Genomic DNA, 15434 nt, shown 5'->3' on the forward strand with positions numbered 1-15434 from the left:
CTGACGCTCGATCTCTAAGCGGCTATAATAAGCCCCGGCATGCCAGCCGGTAGTGATGGTTGCGGCTGACGCTCGATCTCTAAGCGGCTATAATGCGCCCGCTGCGCTTCGGCAACGTCGGCGTGTTGCGGCTGACGCTCGATCTCTAAGCGGCTATAATTTCCGCCATCAGTAAGGCACCTCTTCTGCGGTTGCGGCTGACGCTCGATCTCTAAGCGGCTATAATCCAGGCATCAAATGGGCCACGACCGTAGGGGTTGCGGCTGACGCTCGATCTCTAAGCGGCTATAATACCTGGTGGCGATTGTGCGCGTCCTCCCAGGTTGCGGCTGACGCTCGATCTCTAAGCGGCTATAATAGATACCTTGCTAAGCCCCTGACCCAGGGGCTTTTTCTTGCCCAGCCAATGGGCGAATTTGAACGTTTGGCGGTCAGAAAAGGGCGAGTTGGTTTGGATTTCCACGGCCGCGTTCCCGTTTTCGTCCCGTAAAAATGCGCGCGTTGGCGTATTGTTTATCGGTCAGGGTAACGATGTGCACCTTGCCGCTTGCTGGCAAGCTGCCGCGAATGCGCTGGATGCGCGTTTCCGCCGCTTCCTTGCTTTCGACGAAGCGGAGATAGACGGAAAACTGCGCCATCTCGAAGCCTTCGTCGAGCAGGAAGTTGCGAAAGTCGGTCGCCGCCTTGCGTTCCCGCTTGGTGCCCACCGGTAGATCGAACATCACATAGAGCCACATGAGACGATACCCGCTGAGTGCCGGATACGACCGGGCCATGGGTCAAGCCAGCAGCGGCGGTACCCGCCGTGCCAGGTCCAGTTCACGTGCCGTGCCGGCGTAGCATTGCGCCAGCGACACGGCGGCGCGTTCCAGGCAGGTGCCGACCGGGGTCATCCCGTCCGTCGTGCTCATGTCCAGGGTCAGGATTCGCGCCAGGTCCGGCTTGGTGGTGCGGTCGACGGTTTCCGCCCCGTCGTTCACCAGATCGGCAACCAACAGGTCCGCCATGGGGCGGAACGGTTCCATCAGGTCGTCGGCCAGTTGGAAAGCGTTGCCCCGCTGCCGATGGGCGAGACCGAGGCTGGGGTGCAGGCCCGCCGCCATGATCGCCCGCGCCGTGCCGGCGCGCAGCACGGTATAGGCGTAGTTCAGCAGGGCGTTGACCCCGTCCATGTCGCGGTTGCGGCGGAAGTCCGGTCCGAACAGGAGCGGCCAGTAGCGCCGGGCCGCCTGCGCCTCCACATTCTCTGGATCGCCGGAACGGACCTTGCGCTGCAGCAGTTGGAAACCGGTGTGGCTTGCGCCGACGGCACGCAGCGTTTCCGCCTGCCCGGCGATCTTGGCCCGGACCAGTTGGGCCCACAGCCGCTTTTTCAGCGGCTTCGGCGCTGCCGCCTGGTCGGCGAGCCGGCCGGCCTGGGTGTGGTGGCCGGCGACCGGCAGCAGGAAGGCAGCCGGCAAATGGTTCGATCCGCACAGCACCACCGGGGCACCGCGCTCCGCCAGGGCGGCGATCAGCGCGTTGGAGTAGGTCAGGCCATAGCCGCTGGCGATCACCGCGACCACGTCGTCGAGCGGCACGCGGCCGATTTCCGCGCCGTTGGCGGCGACGGTCAGGAAGCCACGGTCCTTGGCAAGGTGCCGCCCGGTTTCCGCCACCTCCACCACGCGCCCGATCACCGGGGCTCTCCATCGCGTGCAGGCTTGACCCGGCCGAGAACGTCAACATGGACGCGTCGGGCGTTGGCAGTTTTCAGTTTGCTCCAAGTGGCGAACACCCATTGCAGGTGATCATCCTTGTCTTCATGCCGCGCTTGAATGCTGCCGCCTTCGTTATGGGCGGCGAGACGCACGCGTTTTGCGGAGGGTTCCAGGCGATGCACGCGGTAGACACAGCTGCCTAGCCCATTGTCGAAATCCGCTTCGACGCAGTCACCCGGGTGCAGCCGCATCACGAGCCGGGCGTTCGGATTCTTATCTGGCCAGTCCGGCGTGTAGCCGGGCTGGTTGGCGTCGTGCATGGTCACCCCTTCGCCCTGCCAGGTGCCGTCGGGGAGCTCGAAAATCTCCACCCGGTGGTTGTCGCCGGGGACGTACGCCTTCTCGAAGGTCCGGCCCAGGCTGTCGGTATGGCGGACGGTGCGCACGGACTTCTCGGTCTTCAGGAGGCGCACGCGGTAGACCTGCTGGTCCCGGGCGAATTCATCCAGCAGGGCGCGCCGGCGTGCGCCGGTCAATGTGCCTTCCCGCGTTTCTGCCGCCTGCAAGTGGGCGTGCAGTTTCTCCCGCAGGCGGGCGTCGCGAATCTGGCCGATCTCTTTGTTGGTGAGGTCCGTCACCGGTTTGCGGGTCACCAAGTTGAAGCGCTTGTCGTCGATCTCCTCGTCGACCCGGCCATAGGCGGTCTGCTCGTGCAGGCGGCCGGCGGTTTGATGCACGTCGGCCTGGGCGCCGGGGGCCAGGCCGTGGTCGGGCTTGTGGCTCACCACCATTGTCCGCAGCCGGGCCCACAGGTCGTCGCGGTAGCCGGGGTAGGGCTCCGGAAACGCGCCCTGCGGAAACCGGCGGTCGAGGTCGAGTTCTTCCGCTTGGGCGGAGGCGCGGGCGATCCGGTTCAGCAGGCCGCGGTCGGTGTTGGCGACGACAAAGGCGTCGATCGTGTGGTGCCGGTGGTCGTTCCGGTTTTTCGCCGCTGTATCGCTCTCGGCTTCCGCTTCGGTTTTGCGATTATCCTCCCGTGGCAGGACGTTCAGACCCCACTTGCCGCGGAGCATCGCGGTGAGCCGTCCGGGCACGACCCAGACTTGGTCGCAAACCTGCTCCAGGTAGGTCTTGGCGAGGCGCGACATGTATTTGGTGTCGTTCAGTTGTCTGGCGAGGAAATCGCCGTGCTCTGCGAGCTTTTCCATCGCATCCGGCTGGAAGCGCCAAGCTTTTGCCGGCACGATCCGCTGGGCCCGGGCGACGATCTCTTCCAACTCCGTCCCGGACCAGACATCCACCGGCGGGCGCTTGCCCTTTTGGCGGTTGGCTTCGCGCGTGCACAGCACCTTGTTCGCGAAGCTGTCGTCCAGGGTCTTGGAGTGCGGCAGAATATGCTCGATTTCGATCTGGGGCGTGAACAGGTCTTGGCAGCCGATTGGGGTGCCGGTGAAGACGCATACCCGTTCGTCCGGAGGCAGCTCTTCGTAAAGGCGTAGCCGCAGCATCGAATCGCGGCTGACAGGCACACCGAGCTCCGCCAGTCGGGCGCGGCGTTGCTCGTTGCGGGTCTCGTTCTCCCGGTTGCGCTGCTGATCCTTGGCCTTTTGCTCTTGGTTCTGCTTCAGCTCGCGGCTCAGCTCGATCACGACTTCTGTCGGCGGGCCATAGCTATCGATCAGCGCATTGACCAGCTTGCGCACCTGGTTGAGCGCGATGTGCACGGTCGGGTTCGCCACCCGGCCAACCCGCTCCTGCGAACCGTCCGGCGCGGCCGGGTTGGAGATCACGTGACGGGGCAGCGCCTCGCCATAGTAGGGCAGGCGCGTTGCAAGCCCGTCGCGGCGGTGATCGGAGTGGTGGTGGCCGATCGCCGCGACAGCTTCATCGTAGGTTAGGGGTCGGGCATAGACCTCGCCCGTCTCGGGATCGCCCCCGTCCTCGCGGGACTGCGTCTCCATCCCCTGGACCAGATCCCGCAGCACGCCGCGTCCGAATTGTCCGTGTCCGTCGGGCAAGCGCACGGTGGTCAGGTGCTTGGCCTTATCGGTGTCGATACCAAGGGTGTCGCGCAGCCATTCCGCCAGGGCGTCGGGGTCCTCGACGGCGAGCAGGTGTTCGACGACGGCAATCTGGCGGTCGCGGGGGAGGGCCGGCCACTGCTTGCCCAGGGCGTTCTTGTGGGCGAGTTTTGCCGCTGTCTGGTCCGGCGGGAAACCGGTCTGGCCGGCCAACTCGTAATTGAACCGGGCCTCGCCCGGCAGCTTGAGGGCCTTGCGCAGACTCTCGAAGGTCACGCGGTTGGTGGATCGGCAACTGAGTACGCCGATCAGCTTATCGCGCTCCTCAAGGGTCAGATAACGCGCCGGCTGCCCGGGCCGGGCGATCACGCGCAGTTGTGCCACGTCTTGAAGCATGCGGAAGCGCTGGAACAGCGGATGCGCCTTGGGGGCGCGGGCACCAAGGTCGACCGTCACGCCATCCAGCTCGACCTCCGCGACCGCCGGGCGCAGCGTGCAGCGGCCGACCGGTGGTGTCTTCAGCGGGCGCTGCTCAATGACAATGCGCTTGATGTCCTGCAGCAGATCGCCGGTTAGCTGGGGATGGTGGGGCTGTTGCGCCTGCCAGATTGCGTCCAGTTCTTGTTCGATCAGTTGGCGCGAGGGGTACCAGGGGTAGGTGACCTTGGTGCCATTACGCTGGGGACGGAAACGGACCGTCTGAGGCGTTTCAGCTTGGTCGGTGCGGTGGCCATATTTGTCGCGCCCGTGCCGCTTCGCCAGCAGCTGTCCAAGTGTTGTGGCAGCTTCTGCATCCAGGGCCTGCGTGAGCTCGGCGATGCCTTGCTTGATGGCGCCCTGCTCGGCGTCCTGATTATCGGCCAGTCGATTCGACTGGAAGCCGCGGCGCTGGTTCAGATGGAAGATCGCGCGGCCCAATTCATAGGCGTTGAGCGGCCCTTCCAACGCAGCGGCGCGCAACCAGTAAGGGTCCAGCCGTTCCAGCTCTTTGCGCTTTTCCACGTCCTCCGGCATGAGGCCGGCTGTGATCAGCGTCTGCATCAGCCGCCGCTGACGTCGAACGAAGCGGTCACGCCGTCGACGGGCGCTGCGCGCAGCTCGACGGTCTGCAGCCAGCGATTCCTTTGATTGCGGATCGCGTCCGGCCTCTTCTTGCGGGGTGAGCAGACGGGTCCCCGCATCCAGCAAGCCGACGGGCTGATGCGCTGGCCGGCCATCTGTGGTGGTGGTCCTTTCCAGATGAAGGGCACACCACCCGATGGAGTTGCTGCCCAGATCGAGTCCTAGCCGGTACTGTTGCATTATCGCACCCCCATGCTCGCCCCATGCCTGTGGCGCCGCGCTCGCCACATCCGCGTCTTAGCCAAGAAATACTAGCGTGTCGGTCGTGATTTCGACAGGGGTGCTAGGCGATCGCACGGCAACGAGTCCGGGTTAACGGGCGGCAGAGGTGAGGATCTTCTGGAGGTAGTCGGTGTTCCAGCCGGCGATTTTCCGGGCGGTTTTCAGGGAGTTTTTGTCTTTGCCGCGTCGCAGGATGTTGAAGGCGAAGCGCCTGACCAGCGCCATGTTCTTGGCGCCGTGCCCGCGGCGCAGGCGTGAGAGGTCCTCCTTGAAGGTCACGTCGAGCACCCAGTGCAGACTCTCGATCCCCCAGTGGCCGCGGATCGCCTGGGCGGCGCGCTCGGGGGTGAGTTTGGCAGAGGAGAGGTAGTACCGGATCTGCTCGCTGACGTGGCCGGCCTTCTCGCTGCGAGAGGTCGTCTGGATCAGGCAGGCCAGGCCGGGAAACCGCGGTTCGCCGGGATAGCGCCGGTTGCCGCCGAGCCACGCGATATCATGGCAGACCCGGTAGGTCCGGGTTTCCAGCCGGCCATGGTCCTTGTCGACGACCTCCAGACTGGGCAGCCCGGCGCTGGCGGGGTCGGTGAAGAAGAGGTCGGCCTCCGCGTGTAGGCTGGGCTGGTTGGCCTTGAGCGCGACGACGTAATCCGCTCCGGCCTCCTGGATCGCGGCGGCGACCGCGGGCGTGGCGCCGATCGCGTCCACAGTGACCAAAGCGCCGTTGACCGGCAGGCGCCCCAAAATGGCGCGGATCGCTGCGGTCTCGTTAGCTTTGTCCGGCACGGCTTCCTGCGCCAGGACGAGGCGCTCGTTGGACGCCCAGGCGGAGACCAGATGAAGCGCCGCCTGGGCGGCATTGGTATCGTGGCTGCGCCGCAACGTCTTGCCGTCGAGCGCGACGACCTCGGGGCCATCTGGCCGCAAGTCGGCCACCCAGGCCATGAACGCCGCCTCGAACAGCGCGGGATCGATCCGGTTCATCACAGTTCGCAGCCAGTCCTCCTTGGGCACGCCGAAGTAGAACTCTCCGTGTTGGCGCAGGAACGCCACGTGGCTGTCGCCCCAAGCCACGATCTCGTCGTAGTCATCGCATCCAGCGATGGTGGCGCTGGTCACCAGGAACAACAGCTCCGACAGCTGGAAGCGAACCCGCCACGGATCGCGGGGATCCTCGACCCGGCTGAAGTGCTGCAACAAGAGGCGCAGACTATCGCGGGGCGGCGCCTGATCCATCCGCAGGTCTCCTTTCGAACCGGGGAAACCTGTTTGAATCAAACCGCTCCGCGTCGGCACCAGCGAAATCCGTACCTCACCGCGTTAACCTGAGCAGGTTGCCGTGTAGGCGATCGCAACACGCTTGACAGGAAAGATTGGACATCGGAGAGTATTGCTACGGGTGTTGTTTGTTAGCCGCTTAGAGATCGAGTGTCACCCGTTAACAAGCACCTTTGAGTGCACAGAATCCCTCCTCTGTTTTGGAGGGGCGCGCGGCGGGCTGCGGCCCGCCGTTTGCGTTTGGACTTGTGCGCGCGCCGGAGGGGCGGTGGCTACAGCAGGTACAGCAGGCCGCCGCTAACAGCCGCCAACAGCAGGCCCATCGCCATCGAGGCGGTCAGTCGGCTGGCCTCAACCCCCGCGACGTCGGCGACCTCTTCGGGCAGGGAACGGGAGCGGGCCAAGAAGATGCGCTTGAACAGACCGGCCAGGAACAACGCCGCGCCAACGCCGAAAATGCCCCAGAACACGACATCCAGCGAATTCGTCTGTTCCGCGGCCAAGGCCGCCAGGGCGGCGACCAGCCCGTACATCAGAATGGCGAGTATGTCCCAGGGTTTCATCATGGCGTTCACTTCCCCGCATGGCCGCGTCAGGGCCCGGTCGTATCGCCGCGCCCGTCTCTATTGAGCATGCCGCGGGGGAGAGGATCAACGCCGACGTTGCCGTGCAGGCGACTTCGTCTATCGGGAGGAGGTGTTTGCCACAGCCATCCGCGAGGGCTGCTCGGCTGGCGCCGTGGGGCGGGCCGGCTCTTCCGGTGTCGTCAGCGTCCGGCGCACCAGATCGGTTAATTCGTTCGGCATGAACGGCTTGGCGATCGCGGCGACCGCGCCCAGCGCTTTGGCGGCATGCAGCATGTCGATGCCTGCATAGCCACCGGACATTGCGATCACGGGGACATCCACTTTGGACAGCTGGCCCGAGCGCAGCAATTCGATGCCGTCGCAGTGGGGCATGAACAGGTCCGTCAGAATCAAGTCGGGCGCCGCAATGTCCAGGAGCTCGATCGCCGTGTTGCCGTCGCGCGCCAAGATGACGCGATAGCCCGCGCGCGTGAGGGCGGTTTGCACCATGTCGCGTACGAGCGCGTCGTCGTCGACGACCAGAATGGTGCCGGCGGTTGGGGAAGTTGGAGCGTGCTGGGCCATGGAGAATTGGCGTCCCGGAATGTCGTGGTGACAGAGGCGTGCCGGGCAGCTTCCCGACACGCCTAAAGTTACGTCCGATGCCGGGTAAATGCCTATACCAACGCTCGTATAGGTATGAGTGTTTGCCCCGCTCAAAAGGATAGTGTCGCGCCAGCGGGCGGGACGATCGATCAGCTTTAATCCAAAGGTAACCGAAACCGGTGCACCAATGGTGCGTCGCGAAAACTGCGGCCGTTGGATGAGACGTCACCGTCGAAAGGGTTTGGATCGTGCTGTCGCTTGGAGGAATGGGAATCGTCGTGATGGGCGTTTTCGGCGGCTATCTGCTAGCCGGCGGAAAGATGTCCGTGATCATCAAGGCGTTGCCGTTCGAGTTCATGATGATCGGCGGTGCGGCCCTTGGCGCTCTGTTAATCGCCAATTCGATGAAGGTCGTGAAGCAGACGTTCGGTGGCGTTCTGCGCGTGATCAAAGGGCCGAAGTGGAAGCAGAAGGACTATCAGGACCTGCTGTGCCTGCTCTACGCGCTGGCCAATGTCTACAAGAAGAAAGGCGCGCTCGGTCTCGAACAACACGTCGAGCAACCGTCGGAGAGCCAGATTTTCCAGACCTATCCCAAGGTGCTGAACGACCACTTCGCCTGTGCGATGATTTGCGACACGCTGCGGATGATGACGCTCAACCTGGAGGACCCGCACCAGATCGACGACTACATCGATCGGCTGCTGGAAAAGCATCACCACGAGGACATGCAGGGCGCGCAGGCGTTGCAGACGACCGCCGACGCGCTGCCGGCGCTGGGTATCGTCGCGGCGGTGCTGGGCGTGATCAAGACGATGGCTTCGATCAACGAGCCGCCGGAAGTCCTTGGCAAACTGATCGGTGGCGCGCTGGTTGGTACCTTCCTCGGCGTGTTCCTGGCCTATGGCTTCGTCGGACCGCTGTCCTCGCGCCTGTCGCAGATCGTCGAGGACGATTCGCGCTTCTATCACGTGATCAAGGACGTGCTGGTCGCGATCGCTCAGGGCGCCGGTCCCCAGCTCGCCGTTGAGATCGGGCGTGGCAACGTGCCCACGGCCGTTCAGCCCAGCTTCTTCGACCTGGAGCAGGCGGTCGAGCAGGCCCCGGCGGTCACCTAACGGGCCGTCACTTAACGAGCCGTCACCTAACGACCGGGGACGGATCGTTCGATCCACCCAGCCGCATCCACCAAGGCCCGTTTCCCCAGGAAACGGGCCTTGTGACGTATGGTGAGTCGGACAGGCGTGTCGCTGGGCCGACGCCTAGCGGAGCGCGAACGCGAGTGCGGATAGCAGTACGAGTGCATTGGTGCCCCAGAAGACGGCGAGCACGAGTTGCTGGCGCATGGCGGTTGGTCCCGGAAATTAGGTGTAGTCGAACTTCTCGGAGATGATCCGGTGGGCGGGCACGTCCAGATTGCGTAGTTCCCTGTCCACCGCGTCGATCATCGGGCCGGGGCCGCAGATGAAGTAGCGGGCCACCCGCCGGCTTTCACGGGGCAGGCAAGCGTCCAAGACATCCTGCGTGATCATGCCGGCGGGGCCGTCCCAGTCTTCGGGGGGCTCCTGCAGCACGTAGTGTACCTTTAGGTTCAGGTGCTGGGCCATCTGGTCGAGTTCGGCCTTGCTGGCGATGTAGTCCACCGTGCGGTTGCCATAGATCAGGGTGATCGGCCGACGGTCGCCTTCGGTTCGAAAGGCGCGCAGGTGGCTTAGCATCGGTGCGATGCCGACGCCGCCGGCGATGTAAACAGTTGGGATCTCCTCCGCGTCCGGTACGAAGTTGCCGTGGGGACCGTCCAGATAGGCGGGCGTGCCGGGTGGGATCTCGCCGATGTGACGGGTGAAGTCGCCGTTCTCGCGGATCGTGAAGCCGATCTCCGGTGTCTGCTCGGGCGCGGTGGAGATCGAGAAGGGGTGCTCGCGCACCCGGAAGGGATGCGGGCCGATCTTCACCCAGGCGAACTGGCCGGGCTGGAAGCGCAGCGTCCCGTGCGTCCCGGCGCCGTCGCGCGCCTTCAGGCGCAGTTCCCACGTATCGGCGGCGACCGATTCCACGCTATGCACGGCATAGGGCGCACGCTTCTGCTGGATCGATCGGATGATGTAGACGTAGATCAGCGTCATGCCCGCCAGCGTCAGCAGCGCCCCCCAGAAGACGATCATCGCGGGTTGCGCGCTGTAGCGCCCGGCGGCGAGCGCGTGATGAGCAACCAGGCCGGTCACCAGGACCGCGCCGATCGCGTGGGCGCCGCGCCAGCTTTCGTACCGGTAGGGCAGCAGACGTCGCCCAATTGCGGTTGCCACCAACACCACCAGCAGCCCCCAGGCGACCGCGCCGGTGGCGATCGACCAGGTATCGAGGCCAAGGCGCAAGTGCGCGTCGGTGTCCCAAGGCAGGGCATGGCCCATCGGGGTCGAATAGACGAAAGGGTGGACCAGCATGAAGCCGACCAGCGAGAGCGCCACCAACTGGTGGAACCGCATGGTGAGGTCGATGCCGATCCGCCCGGACACGCTCCGGTAACGCCCGGACAGCATGAACTCCAGGCACATGATGGCAAGCGCCGACAGGCCGAGTGCGCTGGCCACCTCGTCCCAGAAAGGCCGCGGCGGTAGCGGGTGTGCCGCGGCGATCGCGACCGGGGCCAGCGCCAGCACGAGATAGAGCGTCAGGACCAGGCCCGGGTGCAGGCCCACGCGCGGCGGCCAACGGTGGTCCTGTAGCGCGGTTTTCGTAGCCGGCGTAGGCCGCTCACCGGCTTTCGGGTGGGCATCGATGGCCAAGGTGGTCATCCCTGTTCGCGTGTGCCTTGCGCGGCTTGCCGATGGTCCCAGGGCAAACCGTGCGGTGCATTAATTCCATCGCCGGAATGAGTCGTGATTGCTGACGGCGCAAACGGGCGCGTTTTGGTGCATCCTGCAGCGCGGCTCAGTTTTGCGGAGGTGCCCATACTGTCAGGAAAGGCAGTTCAGGACGAAATCCGCGCGTCCATTAATATCGATCTTTGGCAAGATAATCGTATCGTAGCCGAGGCTGTCGAAAGCCTTGAGCAGTCGATGGTATTCTTCGAGGGCGTCGTCCATACCATGCTGCCGCGCGCCATCCGTCTTGTAGATTTCCGGCCATGGCGGGGTCAGAAAGACCTGCCGGTGAAAGCAGTCTGTTGCGCGGAGGGTGTCGGATGCGGCGATGCCCGTCGCGTGCTCCAACGCGACGGCTGCATCGACAAGCCCACGGTCGAAGAAGACCCACGCCTGCGCGCCATCCATGTGCTGCCGATCGCGGGAGGCCATCTCGATCGCCCGCCGCGCGAACGCTTCGAGATCGACCCAGGGGAGCGCCTTTCCGGCGCCGCGCTGTTCCTCCGCAACGATTCGTCTGCCGGGTTCTTCGACGGTCTGGAAGCCCCGCCGTTGCAACTCGGCTAGGAGCGTCGATTTTCCGCCACCCGAACAGCCGGACAGAATGACATGCCGGTTGGCGGTGTCGCTTCGCATCTGGCTCACCTCCGGCGGTCGCTTATACGAATATCGTGCAGGGCAATGGCAGTTCTGTTCCGCGCGCGCGGACACAAACTTCTTGCCAGGACCCGTCTGCCTCAAACGGTCGTTTCGGGACCAGGCTCACTTACCGAAAAATGTTCAGGGTCCAAATGATCTATGTCACGCGCCCATTGCGGAACAGCCGTGCTGGGGCCGGGATGCGGGACCTGGACAGGGCGCCATGAACGTCTTGTCGGCTCTACCTCGCCGTTTCGGCTTCGATATAGACCCGGGTGACTTCCGGCTGGGCCTGTTTGATGGCGGCATCGAGCCGGGCGATCGTCTGCTCGATCCGTCCGGTCGGGAGACCGTCGGCGAATTCGACGCTGACGGTGGCCAGCACGTCGTCCGGGCCGAGTTGCAGGGTCAGCACTTGATTCACCCGCTCGACGTCGCTCTCTTTCCGAACGAGGCTGCGGATTCCGGCGGTGACGTGCGGCAGGGCGGACTCGCCGACCAGCAGGCCCTTGGTTTCGTAGGCGAGCAGGAAGGCGGTGACGCCCAGGATCAGGCCGATGACGATCGAGGCGACGCCATCCATCACCGCCCAGCCGAACAGATGCGCCATACCCACGCCCAGGAAGGCCACCACCAGGCCCGAGAGCGCCGCCGTGTCCTCGAACAGCACGGTGATTACCGTGGGGTCTTTGCTCTCGCGGACAGCCTGGATATAGCCGCGATCTCCCTTGGTCTGCTGGAACTCCTTGAGCGCGACCGAGAAGGCCCAGCCTTCGAACCCCATGGCAAGCAGCAGAACGACGTAGTTGACGACCGGGTTGGTGACCGGGTGCGGGTGCAGCACCTTCTCCACGCCCTCGTACAGCGACACGCCGGCGCCCACCGCGAAGATCAGGATCGCCACCACGAACGCCCAGAAATAGAGCTCGCGGCCGTAGCCGAAGGGATGATTCTCGTCGGCTGGCTTCTTCGCCCGGGCGGTGCCATGCAGCATCAGCCCCTGGTTGCCGGTGTCCACGACAGAGTGAATGCCCTCCGCCAGCATGGCCGAGGAGCCGGTGATCCCGGCGGCGACGAATTTGGTCACCGCGATCAGCGCGTTGCCCGCGAGGGCGGCGTAGATCACCTTCTTGGAATTGGCATTCGCCATAGGGGCGCGGACCTCGCAACTGCTATGAACGGAAAAGGCAGCGCGAGGGTGGCGATTAACCGGCGGGGGTGCAATGCGGGAACGTCCCGCTGGTCCCAATAGACCGCTGGTTTGCTTCAACTCCGTTGACGGCCTCTCGTGCGCTGTGTGGGCATACGGCCAGTGGCGACGTCCCGACCTTCGCCTGGTTGGCTTGGGTCTTGGGGGGCGATTTCGTAGAAATTCACCCGCCCGTTTGCGTCCCCGGTTGTGTCTAAGGTTTTTACAGTTCTGCGCCAGTATCTTCTTAAGGTGTAAAATATCCCAACAGATGAACTCCTAACACAATCGGGGTAGGCGCTAAATCAATGGGTTAGGGTCTGGCATGGCGCTTGCTTTAAGAAGCTTCGCGATGTGGGGCGGGCGGTCCGGGGTTTTCGAATAGAAATTATTTTCTGGATCGACTTATCGAACTGTACTCAGGAGGCGGCGGGGTATGATGCAAAAACCGACTGTATTGAATAGGGCCATTCTTGCGGCCGTTGCTGGTGTCGTGGCCATGGTCGCGGGGGCTGGCGGGGCGACGGCTGCGCCAATGACGACAACCGAGATTCTGGACCAATTCAATCTGGTCGTGTTCGGCGACCTTTCGGGCACTTCGGAAGTTGAAGGGCGTTCGCTGATCGGCGGAAACCTGACCGGCGGCTCAATGACCTTCAACACCCGCGCCGCGCCCATCTCAACGTTCGATGAGCTGATCGTCGGCGGCAACGTTTCTGGCGGTGGTTTCAAGAACCTGAACAATGGTGGCGATGCGACGGTCGGCGGCAACGTTCAGAACATGAACCTGAACGGCAATGGCACCCTGAACCTGGGGGGTGCGGTGACCGGGACGGTGCATGCCGGCACCGTCAACGCCAACCAAGCGGTCACGATCCCGGATTTCCAGGCGGCGCTGCAAAAGACCTCGGCCGATTTGGCGGGGCTTGCCGGTGTTGCGCCGGGGTTGTCCGGCAACCGGGGCCTGTTTAATACCGCGATCCCGGATGGCAATGATCTGGCCGTCTACAACGTGGATACGAGTTTCTTCGACGCCATCAACGAAATCGAGCTCGGCCTGAACGGCGCGACCACCGTCGTGATCAACGTCACCGGGACGGGCGCGCTTACGATCAGCGATAATTTCCTGGGGGGTCCGTTTGCCTTGGCGGACAATATCCTCTGGAACTTCAGTGACGTGACCAGCCTGACGTTCGGGACCCAGTTCTTCGGCTCCGTCCTGGCGCCTAATGCGGCTGTCACCAATACCAGCCCGATCGAAGGCAGCTTGATCGCCGATAGCCTGGTCCTGAATGGGGAAGTGCATCAGCAGCCATTTGCCGGCGACCTTCCAACGACCAGGGTGCTGGGCCCTGGCACCCTGGTGCTGTTCGGTGGCGGTCTGCTGGCGCTTGGGGCTGTCGGACGCCGGCGGCACGGCAGGTAACACCGGTTTCGCCCGTCGACAGCGCGCGATCACGCCCTAGCGGTCGCTTGCTTCCTGATGCCACGGCGTCAACGCGCTTTGCAGGCGGACCAGCAGCAGGTCGACCACGATCGCGAGTGCGACCGACAGCACGAAGCCAACGATCACCGGGGTGGCGAAGTCGCGGGTGAAGCCGTCGATGAACAGGCGGCCCAGACCGCCCTGGCCGATCAGGGCGGTGACCGTGACCAGCCCGATCGTGGTCACGGCGGCGATCCGGATCCCGGCCATGATCATCGGCAGCGCCAGTGGCAGTTCCACCTGGAACAGCCGCTGTGTGCGGGTCAGGCCCATCGCCTTTGCCGCCTCCAGCACGTGCGGGGAGACGCCGCGCAGTCCCTCCACGATGTTCCGCACCAGGATCAGGAGCGTGTAGATCGTTAGCCCGATCAGCGAGGTTGCCTTGGAGAGCCCGGTGTAGGGGATCAGCAGGATGAACAGCGCCAGCGAGGGGATCGTGAACAGCACCCCCGTGAAGCCCAGCAGCGGACCGTAGAGGCGCGGCCAGCGCAGCGCGGCGAGCGCCAGCGGGAAGGCGATCGCGACCCCGAACAGGAGTGCCAGGCTGGCCAGTTGGATATGCTCGACGAACAGCCAGCCGATGTCGTCCAGGTGGTTCCTGACCCAGGACCAGCGGATCAGCTCCACAGCCCGGCCTCCGCGATCCGGTCGAGGGTGATCACCCCCAGATAGTTGCCGGCGGCGTCGACCCGGACGACCGACCGGCTTTCCGCCGACAAGGCGGCGTCGAGCGCGGTGCGCAACGTGTCCCCGGGGCCGACGGTGGCGATCTCGGGCCCGCCAACGATTTGCCGGGCGGTGTGGCCGTTGACCAGCTGGCGGCTGTCGCACCACCCGAGGAATCGCCGGTCCGCGCCCACCACGGGCACCCATGGTTGCCCGGCTTCTTCGGCCGCGGCTTCGACCACGGCGGCGTCGGCATCGGGATCGACCGGGTTGCCGGCGGTGACGTCGAGGCTGTCCGCGGTCATCAGGGCAAGGCGTTTGAGCGTGCGCTCGCGGCCGACAAAGTCCGCGACGAACCGGCCGGCCGGGCGGGCCAGGATGTCCACCGGCCGGCCGTACTGCGCCAACCGGCCGCCTTCCTTTAGAATGGCGATCTTATCGCCCAGCTTGATCGCCTCGTCGACGTCATGGGTGACGAAGACGATCGTCTTGCGCACCTGTTTCTTGAGGTCGAGGAACTCCTGTTGCAGGCGGGCGCGCACGATCGGATCGACGGCGGCGAACGGCTCGTCCATCAGCAGTACCGGCGGCTCTCCTGCCAGCGCGCGGGCAACGCCCACACGCTGCTGTTGCCCGCCGGACAGCTGGTGAGGGAAGCGTTGCGCGACGGCGCGGTCCAGGCCGACGGTCTCCAACATGGCATCGACGCGCGGCGCGATCTCCCCGCGCGCCCAACCGAGCAGCCGGGGCACGGTGGCGATGTTGCCGTCGATTCGCCGGTGCGGGAACAGCCCGGCGTGCTGAATGACGTAACCGATGCCCCGGCGTAGCCGGGTCGGATCGACCTGGGAGACGTCCTGGCCGTCGACCAGGACGCGTCCCTCGGTCGCTTCCTCCAATCGGTTGATCAGCCGCAGCGTGGTCGTCTTGCCGCAGCCCGAGGGGCCAACCAGCATCACGGTCTCGCCGTCGGCGATCTCCAGGTCCAGGGCGTCCACCGCCGTCGTGCCGTCGGCAAAACGCTTGGTTACCTGCTCGAAGCGGATCATTGGCAGAGCTCGGGGACCTGAGGTGGTGG

General features: G+C 64.6%; 13 protein-coding genes and 1 CRISPR repeat array (1 of these 14 only partly in view). Of the genes, 2 read left to right on the top strand and 11 right to left on the bottom strand.

Annotation, left to right across the window (positions count from 1 at the left end):
• Positions 1-358: a CRISPR direct-repeat array (repeat unit 36 nt; unit sequence GTTGCGGCTGACGCTCGATCTCTAAGCGGCTATAAT); it begins 1719 nt to the left of the window's first position.
• Between the two features lie 73 nt (positions 359-431).
• The 6 genes from cas2 to RHOSA_RS24060 all read right to left on the bottom strand — a co-directional run bounded on the left by cas2 (position 432) and on the right by RHOSA_RS24060 (position 7491).
• Positions 432-737 (bottom strand): CRISPR-associated endonuclease Cas2, encoded by a 306-nt coding sequence (cas2, locus tag RHOSA_RS0106650; protein ID WP_081728536.1) that lies wholly within the window; start codon positions 735-737, stop codon positions 432-434.
• Positions 738-779: 42 nt separating this feature from the next.
• The gene (cas1, locus tag RHOSA_RS0106655) at positions 780-1679 is read right to left on the bottom strand and encodes a type II CRISPR-associated endonuclease Cas1 (RefSeq protein ID WP_027288066.1); all 900 of its coding nucleotides are present in this window, start codon (positions 1677-1679) and stop codon (positions 780-782) included.
• A complete protein-coding gene (gene cas9, locus RHOSA_RS20930; RefSeq protein ID WP_081728537.1) occupies positions 1676-5023 on the bottom strand; it encodes a type II CRISPR RNA-guided endonuclease Cas9 in 3348 nt (1115 codons plus the stop codon). The genes cas1 and cas9 overlap by 4 nt, the downstream gene beginning before the upstream one ends.
• Before the next feature lie 132 nt (positions 5024-5155).
• Positions 5156-6298, bottom strand: coding sequence for an ISAs1 family transposase (locus RHOSA_RS0106665; protein WP_027288067.1), 1143 nt, complete (start codon positions 6296-6298; stop codon positions 5156-5158).
• Between the two features lie 314 nt (positions 6299-6612).
• Positions 6613-6906, bottom strand: a complete 294-nt coding sequence (locus RHOSA_RS0106670; protein ID WP_027288068.1) for a hypothetical protein — start codon at positions 6904-6906, stop codon at positions 6613-6615.
• Positions 6907-7023: 117 nt separating this feature from the next.
• Complete coding sequence (locus tag RHOSA_RS24060; protein WP_051431887.1) at positions 7024-7491, bottom strand: response regulator; 468 nt, start codon at positions 7489-7491, stop codon at positions 7024-7026.
• Positions 7492-7778: 287 nt separating this feature from the next.
• Between RHOSA_RS24060 and motA the strand changes: the two genes are divergently transcribed.
• On the top strand, positions 7779-8630 hold the full coding sequence (gene motA, locus RHOSA_RS0106680; RefSeq protein WP_037255828.1) for a flagellar motor stator protein MotA: 852 nt from the start codon (positions 7779-7781) through the stop codon (positions 8628-8630).
• Between the two features lie 246 nt (positions 8631-8876).
• On the opposite strand, the gene RHOSA_RS20940 is transcribed toward motA, so the two are convergent.
• The 3 genes from RHOSA_RS20940 to RHOSA_RS0106695 all read right to left on the bottom strand — a co-directional run bounded on the left by RHOSA_RS20940 (position 8877) and on the right by RHOSA_RS0106695 (position 12165).
• Complete coding sequence (locus RHOSA_RS20940) at positions 8877-10307, bottom strand: ferredoxin reductase family protein (RefSeq protein ID WP_051431888.1); 1431 nt, start codon at positions 10305-10307, stop codon at positions 8877-8879.
• Positions 10308-10469: 162 nt separating this feature from the next.
• Positions 10470-11012, bottom strand: coding sequence for an AAA family ATPase (locus RHOSA_RS0106690; RefSeq protein ID WP_027288070.1), 543 nt, complete (start codon positions 11010-11012; stop codon positions 10470-10472).
• A 244-nt stretch (positions 11013-11256) separates the two neighbouring features.
• Complete coding sequence (locus tag RHOSA_RS0106695) at positions 11257-12165, bottom strand: cation diffusion facilitator family transporter (protein WP_027288071.1); 909 nt, start codon at positions 12163-12165, stop codon at positions 11257-11259.
• A gap of 574 nt (positions 12166-12739) precedes the next feature.
• On the opposite strand from RHOSA_RS0106695, the gene RHOSA_RS20945 reads away from it, so the two are divergent.
• Complete coding sequence (locus RHOSA_RS20945) at positions 12740-13630, top strand: choice-of-anchor A family protein (protein WP_051431889.1); 891 nt, start codon at positions 12740-12742, stop codon at positions 13628-13630.
• A 36-nt stretch (positions 13631-13666) separates the two neighbouring features.
• On the opposite strand, the gene RHOSA_RS0106705 is transcribed toward RHOSA_RS20945, so the two are convergent.
• Together RHOSA_RS0106705 and RHOSA_RS0106710 are read right to left on the bottom strand one after the other, a co-directional pair.
• The gene (locus RHOSA_RS0106705; protein ID WP_200371950.1) at positions 13667-14317 is read right to left on the bottom strand and encodes an ABC transporter permease; all 651 of its coding nucleotides are present in this window, start codon (positions 14315-14317) and stop codon (positions 13667-13669) included.
• Positions 14308-15405: an ABC transporter ATP-binding protein gene (locus RHOSA_RS0106710; RefSeq protein ID WP_027288073.1), complete on the bottom strand. Its 1098-nt coding sequence runs from the start codon at positions 15403-15405 to the stop codon at positions 14308-14310. Before RHOSA_RS0106710 ends, RHOSA_RS0106705 begins: the two co-directional genes overlap by 10 nt.
• Positions 15406-15434 lie beyond the last annotated feature (29 nt).

Origin of the sequence: Rhodovibrio salinarum DSM 9154 (assembly GCF_000515255.1) — a bacterium.
Taxonomy (GTDB): Bacteria; Pseudomonadota; Alphaproteobacteria; order Kiloniellales; family Rhodovibrionaceae; genus Rhodovibrio; species Rhodovibrio salinarum.